16 protein-coding genes are annotated in these 14,579 nt (G+C 66.3%); 9 read left to right on the top strand and 7 right to left on the bottom strand.

All coding sequences use genetic code 11. The annotated features are described in order from the left end of the window. Positions 1–234 precede the first annotated feature (234 nt). On the top strand, positions 235–429 hold the full coding sequence (locus ACE3P0_RS09205; RefSeq protein WP_374402091.1) for a hypothetical protein: 195 nt from the start codon (positions 235–237) through the stop codon (positions 427–429). 18 nt (positions 430–447) lie between these two features. Here the strand turns inward: ACE3P0_RS09205 and ACE3P0_RS09200 are convergent, their stop codons facing one another. Further along, entirely contained in the window at positions 448–852 is a 405-nt protein-coding gene (locus ACE3P0_RS09200; protein WP_374402089.1) for a hemerythrin domain-containing protein, read from the bottom strand. Positions 853–1,135: 283 nt separating this feature from the next. Here ACE3P0_RS09200 and ACE3P0_RS09195 point away from each other — a divergent pair, with 283 nt between their 5' ends. From ACE3P0_RS09195 to rpoH, 7 genes are all read left to right on the top strand, one after another. Next, complete coding sequence (locus ACE3P0_RS09195; protein ID WP_374402087.1) at positions 1,136–2,761, top strand: peptide ABC transporter substrate-binding protein; 1,626 nt, start codon at positions 1,136–1,138, stop codon at positions 2,759–2,761. A 10-nt stretch (positions 2,762–2,771) separates the two neighbouring features. Further along, complete coding sequence (gene oppB, locus ACE3P0_RS09190) at positions 2,772–3,698, top strand: oligopeptide ABC transporter permease OppB (protein WP_374402085.1); 927 nt, start codon at positions 2,772–2,774, stop codon at positions 3,696–3,698. Between the two features lie 11 nt (positions 3,699–3,709). Continuing rightward, positions 3,710–4,642, top strand: coding sequence for an oligopeptide ABC transporter permease OppC (oppC, locus tag ACE3P0_RS09185; RefSeq protein ID WP_374402083.1), 933 nt, complete (start codon positions 3,710–3,712; stop codon positions 4,640–4,642). Between the two features lie 2 nt (positions 4,643–4,644). Then, a complete protein-coding gene (locus tag ACE3P0_RS09180; RefSeq protein WP_374402082.1) occupies positions 4,645–5,718 on the top strand; it encodes an oligopeptide/dipeptide ABC transporter ATP-binding protein in 1,074 nt (357 codons plus the stop codon). Beyond that, positions 5,715–6,713 (top strand): oligopeptide/dipeptide ABC transporter ATP-binding protein, encoded by a 999-nt coding sequence (locus ACE3P0_RS09175; RefSeq protein ID WP_374402080.1) that lies wholly within the window; start codon positions 5,715–5,717, stop codon positions 6,711–6,713. The genes ACE3P0_RS09180 and ACE3P0_RS09175 overlap by 4 nt, the downstream gene beginning before the upstream one ends. Before the next feature lie 393 nt (positions 6,714–7,106). Beyond that, the gene (locus ACE3P0_RS09170) at positions 7,107–7,343 is read left to right on the top strand and encodes a hypothetical protein (RefSeq protein ID WP_374402078.1); all 237 of its coding nucleotides are present in this window, start codon (positions 7,107–7,109) and stop codon (positions 7,341–7,343) included. Between the two features lie 160 nt (positions 7,344–7,503). Then, a complete protein-coding gene (gene rpoH, locus ACE3P0_RS09165) occupies positions 7,504–8,361 on the top strand; it encodes an RNA polymerase sigma factor RpoH (RefSeq protein WP_374402076.1) in 858 nt (285 codons plus the stop codon). Positions 8,362–8,420: 59 nt separating this feature from the next. Here rpoH and ACE3P0_RS09160 read toward each other — a convergent pair whose 3' ends face one another. The 6 genes from ACE3P0_RS09160 to ACE3P0_RS09135 all read right to left on the bottom strand — a co-directional run bounded on the left by ACE3P0_RS09160 (position 8,421) and on the right by ACE3P0_RS09135 (position 14,384). Then, on the bottom strand, positions 8,421–10,514 hold the full coding sequence (locus ACE3P0_RS09160) for a DUF6600 domain-containing protein (protein WP_374402074.1): 2,094 nt from the start codon (positions 10,512–10,514) through the stop codon (positions 8,421–8,423). Between the two features lie 102 nt (positions 10,515–10,616). Next, positions 10,617–11,201 carry an SCO family protein gene (locus ACE3P0_RS09155; protein WP_374402072.1) on the bottom strand — a complete coding sequence of 195 codons (585 nt, stop codon included), beginning with the start codon at positions 11,199–11,201 and terminating at the stop codon, positions 10,617–10,619. Next, positions 11,201–12,097 (bottom strand): heme o synthase, encoded by an 897-nt coding sequence (gene cyoE / locus ACE3P0_RS09150; protein ID WP_374402070.1) that lies wholly within the window; start codon positions 12,095–12,097, stop codon positions 11,201–11,203. The genes ACE3P0_RS09155 and cyoE overlap by 1 nt, the downstream gene beginning before the upstream one ends. After that, complete coding sequence (locus tag ACE3P0_RS09145) at positions 12,078–13,091, bottom strand: heme A synthase (protein WP_374402068.1); 1,014 nt, start codon at positions 13,089–13,091, stop codon at positions 12,078–12,080. Before ACE3P0_RS09145 ends, cyoE begins: the two co-directional genes overlap by 20 nt. 5 nt (positions 13,092–13,096) lie before the next feature. Continuing rightward, on the bottom strand, positions 13,097–13,636 hold the full coding sequence (locus ACE3P0_RS09140) for an SCO family protein (RefSeq protein ID WP_374402066.1): 540 nt from the start codon (positions 13,634–13,636) through the stop codon (positions 13,097–13,099). Continuing rightward, positions 13,623–14,384, bottom strand: coding sequence for an SURF1 family protein (locus ACE3P0_RS09135; RefSeq protein WP_374402064.1), 762 nt, complete (start codon positions 14,382–14,384; stop codon positions 13,623–13,625). Before ACE3P0_RS09135 ends, ACE3P0_RS09140 begins: the two co-directional genes overlap by 14 nt. Between ACE3P0_RS09135 and ACE3P0_RS09130 the strand changes: the two genes are divergently transcribed. Further along, positions 14,383–14,577, top strand: a complete 195-nt coding sequence (locus tag ACE3P0_RS09130) for a DUF2909 domain-containing protein (protein ID WP_374402062.1) — start codon at positions 14,383–14,385, stop codon at positions 14,575–14,577. The genes ACE3P0_RS09135 and ACE3P0_RS09130 overlap by 2 nt on opposite strands. Positions 14,578–14,579: the final 2 nt, after the last annotated feature.

Below are 14,579 nucleotides of genomic sequence, written 5' to 3'. Positions count from 1 at the left end.
CGTTGTCTCCGTCGGATGCGCTGGCAGAGGGCCAAGCGCCGAGGGCGACAGTTTAGGGCCTGAAGCGCCGCATTCCGGCGGAAGCGGCAGAGGGGACAGACTGCGGCTCGCGAGTGCGCCGCGATCAAGACTTCATCGCAAACTTTGTCACATTCGGTGAAACGCAATCTTTGACAAGCAATTTTGTTCGAAATCCGGACAATGCCGACTCAACCCCCATGAACCGAGGTCCGGATGTCCGCAACACGCCCCCTCCCCTGCGCAGGACGCTGCCGGCACTTTGCGCCGGAGAGCTCGCATTGCGAGTTGCATGGCAAGGGCATCGAGGCACCGTTCGAGCAGCGCTGCGATCACCACGAGGTGATGGAGTCGTTCGCCGTGCGCAGCAACCTCTCACTGCTGGACTGGCGCGATACGAACCGGGCCTGAACCGGCCCGGCCGAAGCCTTAGATCGCGTCAGGGTCGAAGGACATGCCGGCGCCGGGTTCCAGCGCCTCCCACACGATGTTCTCTTCGAACGCGACGTGCGCCGTCAGCGCCGCCGCAAAGGCACGCACACCTTCCACCGACGGGTTCGCAAGCGCCGCGGCCAGCTCACGCAGCCGATCGTGATCGCGACGGGTACGCTCAGCCAGATCCGCGCGCCCGGCTGCCTCAAGGCGCGGCAGCACATGTTTTTCCTCTTCCTCGAAATGCCCTACCAGCTCGCGCTCGAAGGTGTCGCGGATGCGTTGCGCGACGGCCGGCAAGGAGGTGGGGTCGTCCGGCGTAAGCGCCCGCACGGCGAGGGCAAGCTTGAGCGCCGAAGCGTGTTCGTGAGAGAGGTGGATCAGGCGAGGGCTGCGTGTCATGTGTGGGTCTGGCCTAACGGTTCTAAAGCCCATCCGCACGGACGGGAAATTGGCAGATTCGCATTTAACGGCAAAGTTCTGCACCAAGGCTTGAGGTTGATCAAAGCGCCCCGATCGCCGCCAAGGCAGGCATGTTGCTTGCAGTAGCCATTCCGAACGCCTAACCTTGCCCGCTTTGCCCGGTACGGCAGCCCCCGGACACCCGCCGGTGGATGCTCGCCGCAGCCCCGCCCGACAGGGCGGCGCGATACCGGGCCGCGCCAGACTCAGGAGCCCCGAAACGATGCGCATGCCCCAACGGCTTGCATTGATCACCGCCGCAGTCGCCTGCCTGCCCGGCGTATTCGCCGCCGAGGTCCCGCCCGGCACCCAACTGCATCCGATTCAGGAGATCGTGCGCGGCAATGGCACCGAGCCCGCAACGCTGGATCCGAACAAAGCCGAAGGGCGCCCCGAATCGAGCCTGGCCCTTGAGATGTTTGAGGGGCTGGTCAGCCCGGACATCAACGGAAACGTGGTGCCCGGTGTCGCCGAGAAGTGGGAGAGCCTTGAAGGTGGGCGCGCATGGCGATTCACACTGCGCAGCAACGCGCGGTGGTCCGACGGCAGCCCCGTGACGGCGCACGACTTCGAATACGCATTCAAGCGCATGGTCGATCCGAAGACGGCCTCGCAATACGCGTGGTATCTCGGGAAAGCCAGCAATGTAAAGAACGGCACCGCAATCGTCGAAGGCAAGCTGCCGCCCTCGGAACTGGGCGTGAAGGCGCTCGACGACCGCCATCTGCTCATCACACTGGAGCAACCGGTCGCCTACCTCGTCGCCACGCTCGCGCATGGCAGCCTGATGCCGGTGCCGCGCAAGGTGATCGAGAAGTACGGCGACCGCTGGACCGAGCCCGGCAAGATGGTCTCCAACGGGGCCTACAAGCTGGCCGAACGGGTGGTCAACGAGCGCATCGTAATGGTGCGCAACCCGATGTACTGGAACAACGCGAAAACGGTGATCGACAAGGTCACCTTCCTCCCGATCGTCAATCAGTCCGCCGAGTATCAGCGTTACCGCGCCAACGGGCTCGACATGACCGCTGACGGCGGCGTACCACCAGAGCAGCTCAAGCAGATCCGGCGCGAGATTCCGAACCAACTGGTGACCTGGCCACAACTGGGCACCTACTTCTACGCCTTCAACTTCCGCAAGAAACCCTTCGACGATGTGCGGGTGCGCAAGGCGTTGTCGCTCGCCCTGCAACGCGAAGTCATCGCGGAAAAACTGGTCGGCACCGGCGAGACGCCGGCTTACAGCCTCACACCGCTGAACGCCGCGGGCTACGTCCCGGTCGTACATGAATGGCAGCGCTGGACGCAGGCGCAACGCGAGAATGAGGCCCGCCGGCTGCTGGCGGAGGCGGGCTTCACGAAGACCCGGCCGCTGCGCTTCGAACTGCTCTACAACACCAACGAGAATCACAAGAAGATCGCGCTCGCCGCTGCGTGGATGTGGCGACGCATCGGGCCGGTAGAAGTCGTGCTGGTCAACCAGGAATGGAAGAGCTTTCTCGACTCGCGCGCACGGGGCGAGTTCGAGGTCTGCCGTTACTCCTGGGTTGCGGATTACAACGAACCGTCGACGATGCTGGATCTGTTCCACTCCAAGCACGGCAGCAACGATTCCAAGTACAACAATCCGCGCTACGACGCGATCATGGAGCAGGCCAAAGTCACCCCGGATGCCGGCGACCGCGCACGGCTCTACCAGGACGCCGAACGCATCCTCGCGCAGGACTTTCCGCTCGCCAACGTTTACCACTACAGCGTGCGCCGCCTGATCAAGCCGTGGGTCAAGGGCTACGGGCGCGACCCCGAGGGCCGCATCCTGACCCGCGACATCTACATCCTCGCCCACTGACGCCGCCGCCATGCTCAAGTTCATCTTCCGCCGCCTGGTACTTGAGGCGCTGCCGACCCTGCTGGTGCTGGTGACCGTCACCTTCTTCCTGATCCGGCTCGCGCCGGGTGGGCCGTTCTCCACCGAAGCGGCGATGCCGCCGGAGGTGATGGCCGCGGTTGCGGCCAAGTACCGGCTCGACCAGCCGGTGTGGCAGCAGTACCTCGGCTACCTCGCCGACCTCGCCCGCGGCGACTTCGGCCCCTCGTTCAAGTACAAGGACTTCACCGTCAATGACTTGGTCTGGGCCGCCGCGCCGGTCTCCTTCCGGCTCGGCCTGTTCGCCTTCGTGATCGCGGTGATCGTGGGCGTCGCCGCCGGTGTTACCGCCGCGCTGCGGCAGAACACCTGGATCGATTATTCGGTGATGGGCGTGGCGATGATCGGCGTGGTGCTGCCGAACTTCGTGCTCGCCCCGGTACTGGCGCTGGTGTTCGCGATCTGGCTCAAGTGGCTGCCTGCGGGCGGCTGGGAGGGCGGCAAGCTGATGTACGTCGTGCTGCCGGTGGCGGTGCTGTGCCAGCACTACATCTCGGTGATCGCACGGATCACGCGCGGCAGCATGATCGAAGTGCTGGGTAGCCCCTACATTCGCACCGCGCGCGCCAAGGGCCTGCCGACCGGCTACATCCTGCGCCGCCATGCCCTGAAGCCCGCGCTGCTGCCGGTGATCTCCTACCTCGGGCCGGCCTTCGTCGGCATCATCACCGGCTCGGTCGTCGTCGAGACCTTCTTCGGCATCCCCGGCATCGGCCAGCTCTTCGTCAATGGCGCGCTGAACCGCGACTATCCGATGGTGCTGGGCCTGACAATCCTGATCGGCGCGCTGACCATCTTCTTCAACGCCGTCGTCGACATCCTGTACGGCGTGATCGACCCGCGCATCCGTCTGCAATGAGCACCTCGACCATGAATACCCCGACCGTTGCCGCCCGCCTGATGCGGCCGCTGCCGCCCTTGCCGGGGCTGGACGACACCCTCGCGCAGAGCATCCGCGGCCGCAGCCTGTGGGCCGATGCGCGCCGCCGCTTCCTGAAGAACCGCGCTGCGCTTGCGAGCCTCGTGATCCTGGGCCTGATCGTGCTGCTGTGCGCCTTCGCCGCCCTGCCCTCGCCACACGCCTTCGACGACCCGGATTTCGAGAACATGCACATCGCGCCTGAACTGGCGACCGCGCACTGGTTCGGCACCGACAGCCTCGGCCGCGACCTGTACGTGCGCACCCTGCTAGGCGGCCGCATCTCATTGATGGTGGGCGCGCTCGGCGCACTGGTCGCGGTGCTGATCGGCACGCTGTACGGCGCCACCGCCGGCTTCCTCGGCGGCAAGACCGACAGCGTGATGATGCGGCTGCTGGAGATCCTCGCCAGCTTCCCGGTGATGTTCCTGGTGATCCTGCTGATGACCTTCTTCGGCCGCGAACTGTGGCTGATCTTCCTCGCGATCGGCGCGGTCAGCTGGCTCGACATGGCGCGCATCGTGCGCGGCCAGACCCTGTCACTGAAGCGCAAGGAGTTTGTCGAAGCAGCGCGGGTCTGCGGCGTGTCGCGCTGGGGCATCATCACCCGCCACATCGTGCCGAACGTACTGGGCATCGTGGTCGTGTACGCAACGCTGCTGGTGCCCTCGATGATCCTGTTCGAGAGCTTCCTCTCCTACCTCGGGCTCGGCGTGCAGGAACCGATGACGTCCTGGGGTGCGCTGCTCGAACAGGGCGCCAAGGCGATCGAGGCCGCGCCCTGGGAGCTCGCCTTTCCGGCCGGCTTCCTGGTCACCACCCTGTTCTGCTTCAACTTCATCGGCGACGGCCTGCGCGACGCGCTGGACCCGAAGGAGCGTTGATGATGAACGACCCCCACGCTCGCTCTCGCTCGCTGCCCCCCAGGGGGGCGCCCGGCGGCTCCGGGCGGCCGAGCGCCGCCGGATCCCTCCTTCAAGTCCGCAACCTGAACGTCCGCTTCGCCACGCCCGAAGGCGAGGTTGCGGCGGTCAACGACCTTTCCTTCGACCTCGCCGAGGGCGAATCGCTGGGCATCGTCGGCGAGTCCGGTTCCGGCAAGAGCCAGACCGCCTTTGCGCTGATGGGTCTACTGGCGAAGAACGGCCGCGCGAGCGGCGAGGTGATCTACGGCGGCGCGAACCTGCTGGCGCTGTCGGAAGCCGAACTGAACCGCCGCCGCGGGTCCGAGATCGCGATGATCTACCAGGACCCGATGACCGCGCTGAACCCCTACCTCACGGTAGGCGACCAGCTCACCGAGGTGCTGCGTTTCCACAAGGGCATGGATCGCAAGGCGGCAGCGGCAGAATCCGTGCGCATGCTCGACGCGGTGAAGATCGCAGAGGCGAAGAAACGCTTGGGCATGTACCCGCATGAGTTTTCCGGCGGCATGCGGCAGCGGGTCGTGATCGCGATGGCGCTGCTGTGCCGGCCGAAACTCCTGATCGCCGACGAGCCCACCACCGCGCTGGACGTCACCGTGCAGGCGCAGATCCTGCGGCTGCTGCAAGAGCTGCGGCGCGACTTCGGCACCGCGGTGATCATGATCACGCACGATCTGGGCGTCGTCGCCGGCGTCTGCGATCAGGTGCTGGTGATGTACGCCGGCCGCGTGATGGAACAAGGCCCGGCCGAGACTCTGTTCGCCAGTCCCAGCCACCCCTACACGATGGGCCTGCTTCATGCCGTGCCGCGCATGGACCACACCCACGGCAGCGACCAGTTGGCCACGATCCCCGGCAACCCGCCGAACCTGCTCGCGCTGCCGCCGGGCTGTCCGTTCGCACCCCGCTGCATCGAGCGCGACGCCGCCTGCCTTGCGCCGGCACCGCTCGCCGACTTCGGCGACCAGCGCCGCCGCGCCTGCCATCGACCGATCGAACACCTGCTACGCGCCGAAACGGAGGGCGCCGCATGACCGCCCCCTTGCTGGAAGTCCGCGACCTGCGGGTCGAATTCAAGGTCGGCCGCGAAGGCTGGGCGCCCTGGGCGCCGCCGCGCAGGCTCAAAGCGGTGCAGGAGGTCAGCTTCACGCTGGCCGCGGGCGAGACGCTGGGCATCGTCGGCGAATCCGGCTGCGGCAAGAGCTCACTGGCGCGCGCGCTGGTCGGCCTGAACCCGATCGCCGGCGGCAGTGTGAAGCTCGCCGGGCGCGAACTGGCCGGTCTGCCGGAAGCGGAATGGCAAGCCTTGCGCGGCGACGTGCAGATGATTTTCCAGGACCCGCTCTCGTCACTGGACCCGCGCATGACCATCGGCGACATCATCGCCGAACCGCTGCGCTGGCTGCGGCCGGGCATGGCGCCCGCCGAGGTCAAGGCGGAAGTCGAACGGGTGATGGCCCGCGTCGGCCTGCAACCGAACGTGATCAACCGCTACCCGCACGAGTTCTCCGGCGGCCAGTGCCAGCGGGTCGGCATCGCGCGGGCGCTGATCGTGAAGCCCAAACTGATCATCTGCGACGAGCCGGTGTCCGCGCTGGATGTATCGATCCAGGCTCAGGTCATCAACCTGTTGATGGCTCTGCAGCGGGAAGACGGGCTGGCGCTGATCTTCATTGCCCACGATCTGGCGGTGGTGCGCCACATCTCGGACCGGGTGCTGGTGATGTACCTCGGCCGGGTGATGGAGACGGCCGACGCCGACACGCTGTTCCGCGCCCCGGCCCACCCCTACACCCGAGCGCTGCTCTCCGCGGTGCCGATTCCCGATCCGGCACTGGAACGAAACAAGACCGTGCAGATCCTCGAAGGTGACCTGCCGAGCCCGATCTCGCCGCCCTCCGGCTGCGTGTTTCGCACCCGCTGCCCGAATGCAATTGCGGCCTGCGGCGTCGGCGTACCGAAGCTGGCGCATCGAAGCGGCAGCCACGCCGTGGCCTGCACCTTGGCGGAGATCGATGCGGCCGGCTGAACGGCGCGCATCAGGCGCGCAATTTCCATCAAATCCAGCCCGCGCTTGCGGATTGCGCGCCTCGCATCTGCGGCGGCGCAACAGATTTCTGGAAAAAACAGGTCCCCATTTCGCTACGGCAGCAAAGCAAATTTCGACTAGCCCGGAAACCCGCCCCCAAAGAGCCTTTCCGTCAATGTGAACGGACACGCTCTTTGGTACTAATCCCATCTTCATTTGCTGCAACGCAAGAAGCGTTCTTGCCAAATGGATAGCGTTTTGTCATTTTCGACGAGTAAAATCGTCAAACACTATCAAGACGCGACTTCGCCACAAGCGAAGAATCCGCGACAGAGACAAAACCCGATCGCGCTCCCACAACGCGACCGTTCTTCCAGAGCGAGAACACTGAACATGAGTACGCAAACCCCTAGCTTCGAGGTCGGACATCGCGTCCGCATTGGCCACCTCGACGCCGGCGCTGCCGCCCGGCACGCCTTCTTCAATGGCCGCACCGGCACCTTGGTACGCAAGAACCGCCTCGGCGGCAACGCGCGCGAAGCCATGTGGTACGTGAAGGTCGACCCTGACGAGGCCTGCGCTTCGCTCGAGGCGCTGTTCTACGCCTCGGAACTCGAACCGGTCGCCTGAGCGCCACGTAGCAAGCGAAGCCCGGCGAGTCGCCAGACGGCGCGCCGGCAAGGTCCTCGGTCTGCATGCAAACACAAATGCCAGGAACAAAATGCGTTATTAGCACTCTCTAGCATCGAGTGCTAACATTGTTCCAGAGGTAATTGTTGGAGGTATGCAGATGACCACATCGCTGTCGTTCCCCGTCCCGTCCGCACTGGGCAGTCTGGATCAGTACGTTCAGGCGGCGAACCGCTTCCCGATCCTGACCGAAGCGCAGGAGCTTTCGCTCGCGCGCAAGCTGCGCGACGAACAGGATCTCGAGGCTGCGCGTCAGCTGGTGCTTTCGCACCTGCGGCTGGTGGTTTCGGTTGCCCGCAACTATCTCGGCTACGGCCTGCCGCACGGCGACCTGATCCAGGAAGGCAACGTCGGCCTGATGAAGGCCGTCAAGCGTTACGACCCGGATCGCGGCGTACGCCTGGTGAGCTTTGCGATCCACTGGATCAAGGCCGAGATCCACGAATACATCCTGAAGAACTGGCGTCTGGTGAAGATCGCGACCACCAAGGCGCAGCGCAAGCTGTTCTTCAATCTGCGCAGCATGAAGACCGACAGCAGCACGCTGACCACCGGCGAAGTGGCCGAAATGGCCCGCGTGCTAGGCGTGAAGCCGGAAGAAGTGCGCGAGATGGAAACCCGCTTCTCGGGCGGCGACGTTGCGCTGGAACTCGGCCCGGAAGAGGACGACGACGGCCGTGTGGCACCGATCGCCTACCTCGCTGACGCCAACGCCGAACCGACCGCCGTGCTGGAAGCACGTGGCCGCGACCGCCTGCAAAGCGAAGGGCTGGAGAGTGCGCTGGAATCGCTCGATGAGCGCAGCCGCGCGATCATCCGCCGCCGCTGGCTGGCCGACGACGAGAGCGCCACGCTGCAGGAGCTGGCCAGCGAGTACGGCGTTTCCGCCGAACGCATTCGCCAGATCGAGGCGAAGGCGCTGCAGAAAATGAAGGGCGCGCTGGCGGCGTACGTGTGAATCGCCAGCCTGTGCCAACGATATGAACAAGGCCCCGCAAGGGGCCTTGTTGTTTTCCGTTACTCGCTTTGCTGACCCGGGCGGCGGGGCCGCTCGGGTTCCTGGCGGCCATGTTCGCGCGTGTCATGCGCACGGTTACCCCCTTCGGGCGCTCGCTGCGGCGGCGGATTGACGCCCTGCATGGGCTGCCGATCACCGCGCGGTTCTGCCGGACGCCCCTCAGGCGCAGGCGGACGCGGGCCACCGCGCTGAGCCTCAGCACCACCCCCGCCGGGAATCGGCATCATGCGCGGCGGCATGCTCGGATTCGGGCGCGGCGGCGGCGCCTGCTCGCTGCCCGGCGCGGGCGGCCAGCGCCGCGGTGGCGCGCCGTCACTGCTTCGCGGCACGCCCGACGCCCCCGAATGAACCGGCTCAGCCCCTTGCCGTGGCATGCCGGGCACGACCCCGGGCTGGTTCTGTTGCGGCCCAATGTTGGGCATGGCAGGTTCACGCTGCGGCGGGGTGGCTTGCGGACGCACGTCGCGTTCGATCGGGATGATCGGCGCCGGCGCGCTGCGCACGGGCGGTGCAGCCGGTATCGGGCGGTCAGCCGGCGCCTGCGGCCCTGCACGTTCGCCACCCCAGCCTTGCGGTGCCCGGCGCGGATCGCCGATCGGGTAGCGCGGCAGATCCCCCCGCTGTGGGTCGCCCGGAATTCGCGGCGGCATCGGCGATGGCGCAGAAGGCGGTACCGGTTGTGCCCCGGGCCCGCCGGACCGGCGTGGATCGTTCGACCAGCCAGCACCGCCGGGCCCGCGAGGCGGCTGCGGCGTGACGCCCGGAGGCGGTGGTGGCATGCCGCCGATCGGCAGGTGTCGGATCACGTCGGTACGCACACCGTCCTGGGCATGTTGAATCGGGCGGGAACGGAAGAAATCGTCGCGCGACACAAAGGTAGCGGCATCAAGCTGTGCGCCGTAGCGATAGTCGATCGGTCGGCGCGGGAAGTCACCATTCTGGCCGCCGGGCGTAGGTGGCATACGCGTGACATGGGTGATGTTGATGCGCCGGATGTAGTTGTCGCTGTAGGCGTAGGCCGGGCGATAGACCTCGAAGGGCGCGAGCGGGAACCAGCCGACGACCGGCCCGAGCCGCACGCTGATCGCGATGCCGGGCGTGCCGCCGTAGAAACCCACCAGCGCTGGCGCATACACCGGGCGCGCGACGTAGCTACCCGGCGCCCAGGCCCAACGGCTGCCGATCATGATCCAGCGCCCGTAGTGGAAGGGCGCGAAGCCCCAGGGCGCATCGTCGATCCAGGTCCACCCCCAGGGCGCAACCCAGGCCCAATGGCCGAAGCGGTAAGGCGCCCAGCCCGGCGCCACCGCGACCGGATACCACAGCGGCCCATAGCGGCCGTCTTCCTCCCAACGACCGTGGCCGTCGAGCGCCTCGATGCCGGTCATCTCGGGCGACACATAGCGGCTCGACGCCAGCCGATCCTGCTCGCGATCACGCCCCTCCGCCCATTCGTCGAACTGGCTGCGAGTGGCTTCTTCCGACGCGACGAGACGCTGCGCCTCAAGATTGAGTTCGACGCGCTGGCCCGCCAGTACCGTAAGCCGCTCGACAACGCCGCTGACACGCGCACGGCCGGCAAACACGGAGACCCAGGCACGGCGTGAGGCAGGGTCGTATTCCAGCGCGTAGTCACCGGCGCGTTGCGCTTCGATGCGCACGCCCCCCGCGCTGATCAGCAGTTGCTCGTCGTCCGGCAGGCTGCGCAGGCGCACGCGAGCCACGCCTCGCCGCACCTCAAGGGCGAGCACGGCGTCGTCGACGCGATCGAAATTGAGTTGCGAATCGGCGTCCAGACGCACTGAGGTGCTGCCGATACGGACCTCGGCGCGACCATCAGTCGCGCTCCAGAGCCCGACGCCAGAGGTGACCGGCATGTTCACATTGATCGGCGCCCAGTCCTGGCTATCCGCCATCCAGGCTTCGATTCGCCCCTCAACGAGGCTGATCCGGCCGACCCGCCCAGGCGGGTCCGGCACTTCGGCCCAAGCCTGCGCCATCAAGCACAGCGCGCCAATCAGCGCCCACACCCAACGCAAGCCGCCGTCTGCTCGCCACTCCCGCATCAAAAGCCCCCACTGCGCTGCGCGCATTGCAAGATCGCCGCGCCGACACGGCGGGCGTACCTGCTCAACGCCTCACGGTTCAGCGTCGCTGACGGCGGCCAGGCAAGGAGTTGTAACAGTCGGTGAAGCCTACTTGCCGGCGATCAGCAGGCGCAGATCGTCCGCGATGTTCTGCGGTGTTTCACCGTGGCGGATGTAGAGCCGCAGGCGGCCCTGCGGGTCGTAGGCATAGGTGCCGGCAGTGTGGTCCACCGTGTAGTTGCCGCCTGCGATGTCGCCCTGCTTCTGCGCGAAGACGCGGAAGTCTTTCATCACGCGCTCGGTCGTCGCGGCATCGCCACGCAGTCCGATGAAGCTGGGGTTAAACGCAGGCATGTACTCCGACAGCAGCTGCTGTGTATCGCGCTGCGGATCGACGGTAACGAACAGCACCTGCAGGCGCTCGCCATCGGCCCCCAACAGCTTTACGACCTGCGCCATCGTCGTGAGGTTGGTCGGGCAAACGTCTGGACATTGCGTGTAGCCGAAGAACACGGTGACAGCCCTGCCCTTGAACTCAGCCAGCGAGCGCGACTTGCCGTGCTGATCGGTCAGCGTGAAGGCCTTGGCATAGTCGGCACCGGTGATGTCGGTGGCGTGGAATTTCGGGGCGTCAGAAACGCCGCAGCCGCCTAAAAGGGCGGCTGCGAGCACGGCGAGAAAGCGGCGGCGCATCACAGGTAGTGGTCTATCAGCAGGGCGGCGAACAGCGCTGAAAGATACACGATCGAATACCGGAAAGCGCGGCGCGCGAGCGCGTCGGAGTAGTTCATCCAGAGCCGCCAGCCGTAGCGGATGAAACCAGCCCCAAGGGCGACAGCCGCAACAAGGTAGGGCAAGCCGCTCATCTTGGTTGCGTACGGTAACAGCGTCACCGCAAACAGGATCAACGTATAAAGCAGCACCTGCAGGCGGGTGTATTCCGAGCCGTGGGTTACCGGCAGCATCGGCAGGCCGGCACGGGCGTATTCCTGCGTGCGATACAGCGCGAGCGCCCAGAAGTGCGGCGGCGTCCAAGCGAAGATGATCAGGAACAGCAGGCAGGCGTCCGCCGACACCTCTCCCGTCACCGCAGCCCAGCCCAACACCGGCGGCATCGCGCCGGACGCACCGCCGATCACGATGTTCTGCGGCGTGTAGGGCTTCAGCAGCACGGTGTAGATCACGGCGTAGCCCACAAAGGTCGCAAGCGTCAGCCACATCGTCAGCGGGTTCACCGCCTGCCACAACACCGTCAGGCCGAAGCCGCCAAGCAGGCCCGAGAAGGCCAGCGTCTCGGCTGGCGTCAGCACACCGCGGGGCAGCGGCCGCGCGCGGGTACGCGCCATCACCGCATCGATCTTCTGTTCGATGAGGCAGTTGATCGCCGCCGCCGCACCGGCAACGCAGGCGATACCGAGCGTGGCGGCGAACACCGTCGCGGCGCCGGGCAGACCCGTCGGCACGGCGAGGAACATGCCGATCACCGCGCAAAAGACGATCAGCAGGTTGACGCGAAATTTCGTCAGCGCGCCGAAGGCCCGCAAACGGTCGGCCAGCGGCTGCGCGAACTCAAGCGAGAGCGTTCTCATTCAGGCACCTCCCCCGAAGTACCGGCACGGCACGCGGCCGCACGGCGTGGTTGATCCGGACCATCACCAGCACCAGCAGCAACGCGCCGGCGTTATGCATCACCGCGAGCGGCAACGGCAGGCTCAGCAGCACGTTGGCGACGCCCAGCGAAATCTGCAACACGAGCGCTGCCAGCAACAGGGCACCGAGACCCCGCGTCGTCGTACGGCGTAGCAGCGCAACCGACAGCGCGGCGAGCAACACGCCAGCCACAAGCGCGCCAACACGATGACTCAGGTGTATCGCAGTCAGCGCCGCGTTCGACAGCAGATCGCCCGTGGCGGTCATGCCAAGTTCGCGAACAAGATGGAAGGCATTGCGGAAATCGGCCTCTGGCCACCAAGCGCCATGGCAGGTCGGCAAATCGGTGCAGGCCAGCGCGGCATAGTTGGTGCTGACCCACCCGCCGAGAATGACCTGGCAGATCAGCGCGACAAAAGCTGAACGAGCGAGCCACGCTTGCGCGGGCGACACTTCGATGCGACGCAGACCGGATAGTCTGCACGCGAGCCATGCGAGCAGCGCTGCCGTCGTCATGCCGCCGATCAAGTGACCGCTCACGATGGCTGGCTTCAGCAGCAGCGTGACCGTCCATTTGCCAAGCAACCCCTGAAAAATCACCACACCCACGAGCGCCAGCGCGAGCCCGAGCGGCGCGCCTTCGCGACGGCGGCGCCAGGCCGACACCGCGATACCAAGGATCAGCAATCCCAGCGACGCCGCCAGATAGCGATGGACCATCTCCTTCCACGCCTTGGGCATTGAAACCGGCCCCTGCGGCGCTTCCGCCTGGGCGGCCGAGATGGCGTCGGCTGCGTGATGCGGACTCAGTTGGCCGTAGCAGCCGGGCCAGTCAGGGCAGCCGAGCCCCGCATCCGAAAGCCGCACATAGGCCCCCAGCACGATCACGATGCAGGCAAGCGACAGCGCGGCGAGGACGAGTCTGCGCAACATGACGGTCACCCGAGCTGCGAGTACTTCAGGATGCGCGTCAGATCCTTGATGATCCGCTTCGGTTCGGGTTGTGCGGGGTAGCGCATCATCCGGTTACCGAGCGGATCGACCATTTCGATGCGCCCGCTGGGCGCCGCCGCGGCGTCGCCATGCACCACGCGCAAGCCCGGATGTTCGGCCAGCAACTCCGCACTGGGCGTGCTGCCATCCGTCACCAGCCAGACCCGCTCCACGCGCTCCATTTCCTTGCCTTGCGCCGTACGTACCTGGCGCATGATCCAGAGATCGTGCCGACAAGTCGCATCGCACGCCGATGGGGCCGCGTAGACCATCAACCAACGCCCCTTCAGACTCGCCGGATCCAGCGCGCGGCCACCGAGTTCGACCATGCGCCCCGGCTGCCATGGTGCTGGCTGCAACAGCTCACCGTAGTTGGCGCCGCCCGGCGCGCGTCCGAACCAGTAAAGCGTGTAACTGGCGATCACCGGCGCAGCACATACAGCCGCGATCAACAGCAAAGTGCGGCGGGCATCAGGCTTCATCACGTCGCAGACTCCTCATTCCAAACCACAGCGTCAGTCCAGCCGCCAACGCGGCGAGCAAGAACCATTGCATCGCATAGCCGCGATGTTTCTCCGGCCCGAAGGCCAGCGGCGCCCATTCGCGCACGAGACCGTCCCCGACGTCGCTTTCCAGTTGCAGCAAAAGTGGATAGGCCTTTGCGGCGCCCGCCCGCCGCTGCATCTGCGTCGCATCGATGCGCGACCACAGCGCCTCGCGCGCATCGCCGCCAGCCAGCGTGAAGCCCTGCGTTGATGGCAGCACCGCAACGCCAAGCAGCGTTTGCTCTCCAACTTGCAGGGGCGGCAAGGGGAGCTGTGCGCGGTCGGCCGGCATCGGCGCCCAGCCTCGATTGACGAACAGCCAGCTGCCGTCAGCCAGCACCAGCGGGGTGACGACATGCACGCCGGCGCGGCCAGCGTGAGTCCGGTTATCGACCCAGACGCTGCGCTCGACCCACCAGTGCCCGCGCACCGACACCCGCGCACCGTCGTAATGCGTTGCATCGGCGGAAGCGGGAAGCGCCTGCGCGGCGCCGGCCGCGGCGTGCGATGCGGCCAGCGATGCCTTGAAGTCGGCGCGCTGCATTTGCCAACGCCCGAGTGCGAGGAACAACACGCAGCACGCGAAGCCCGCCAGCAGCGCCACCGCGCGGCGCAACGCGGCACGCCGGCTGGCCGAAGCCGCCGGGGCTGAACTACACTGCGTGACAAGCATTCCGGAGTGAGACATGCGCGTTCTGGTGATCGTGTTTCTGCTGCTGATCGTGGCAAGCCTGGCTTCCGCGCTGGGCTTCCTGCTCAAGGATCGCGGTGCGGGTCAGCGCACGGCGATGGCCTTGTCGATACGGGTCGGCATGTCCTTGCTGCTGTTCCTGTTGCTGATGGCGAGCTATCACTTCGGCCTGGTCAACGGCAGGCTCTGACG

The sequence above is a fragment of the Niveibacterium sp. genome (genome assembly GCF_041909475.1).
Classification (GTDB): Bacteria; Pseudomonadota; Gammaproteobacteria; order Burkholderiales; family Rhodocyclaceae; genus Niveibacterium.
This window is presented reverse-complemented; position numbering and strand designations above follow the sequence as displayed.

What these genes read in the sequence shown, in the direction of transcription:
- ACE3P0_RS09205 (WP_374402091.1), top strand. Translation starts at nt 235, where the DNA reads ATGTCCGCAACACGCCCCCTCCCCTGCGCAGGACGCTGCCGGCACTTT.
- ACE3P0_RS09200 (WP_374402089.1), bottom strand. Translation starts at nt 852, where the DNA reads ATGACACGCAGCCCTCGCCTGATCCACCTCTCTCACGAACACGCTTCG.
- ACE3P0_RS09195 (WP_374402087.1), top strand. Translation starts at nt 1,136, where the DNA reads ATGCGCATGCCCCAACGGCTTGCATTGATCACCGCCGCAGTCGCCTGC.
- oppB (WP_374402085.1), top strand. Translation starts at nt 2,772, where the DNA reads ATGCTCAAGTTCATCTTCCGCCGCCTGGTACTTGAGGCGCTGCCGACC.
- oppC (WP_374402083.1), top strand. Translation starts at nt 3,710, where the DNA reads ATGAATACCCCGACCGTTGCCGCCCGCCTGATGCGGCCGCTGCCGCCC.
- ACE3P0_RS09180 (WP_374402082.1), top strand. Translation starts at nt 4,645, where the DNA reads ATGAACGACCCCCACGCTCGCTCTCGCTCGCTGCCCCCCAGGGGGGCG.
- ACE3P0_RS09175 (WP_374402080.1), top strand. Translation starts at nt 5,715, where the DNA reads ATGACCGCCCCCTTGCTGGAAGTCCGCGACCTGCGGGTCGAATTCAAG.
- ACE3P0_RS09170 (WP_374402078.1), top strand. Translation starts at nt 7,107, where the DNA reads ATGAGTACGCAAACCCCTAGCTTCGAGGTCGGACATCGCGTCCGCATT.
- rpoH (WP_374402076.1), top strand. Translation starts at nt 7,504, where the DNA reads ATGACCACATCGCTGTCGTTCCCCGTCCCGTCCGCACTGGGCAGTCTG.
- ACE3P0_RS09160 (WP_374402074.1), bottom strand. Translation starts at nt 10,514, where the DNA reads ATGCGCGCAGCGCAGTGGGGGCTTTTGATGCGGGAGTGGCGAGCAGAC.
- ACE3P0_RS09155 (WP_374402072.1), bottom strand. Translation starts at nt 11,201, where the DNA reads ATGCGCCGCCGCTTTCTCGCCGTGCTCGCAGCCGCCCTTTTAGGCGGC.
- cyoE (WP_374402070.1), bottom strand. Translation starts at nt 12,097, where the DNA reads ATGAGAACGCTCTCGCTTGAGTTCGCGCAGCCGCTGGCCGACCGTTTG.
- ACE3P0_RS09145 (WP_374402068.1), bottom strand. Translation starts at nt 13,091, where the DNA reads ATGTTGCGCAGACTCGTCCTCGCCGCGCTGTCGCTTGCCTGCATCGTG.
- ACE3P0_RS09130 (WP_374402062.1), top strand. Translation starts at nt 14,383, where the DNA reads ATGCGCGTTCTGGTGATCGTGTTTCTGCTGCTGATCGTGGCAAGCCTG.
- ACE3P0_RS09135 (WP_374402064.1), bottom strand. Translation starts at nt 14,384, where the DNA reads ATGTCTCACTCCGGAATGCTTGTCACGCAGTGTAGTTCAGCCCCGGCG.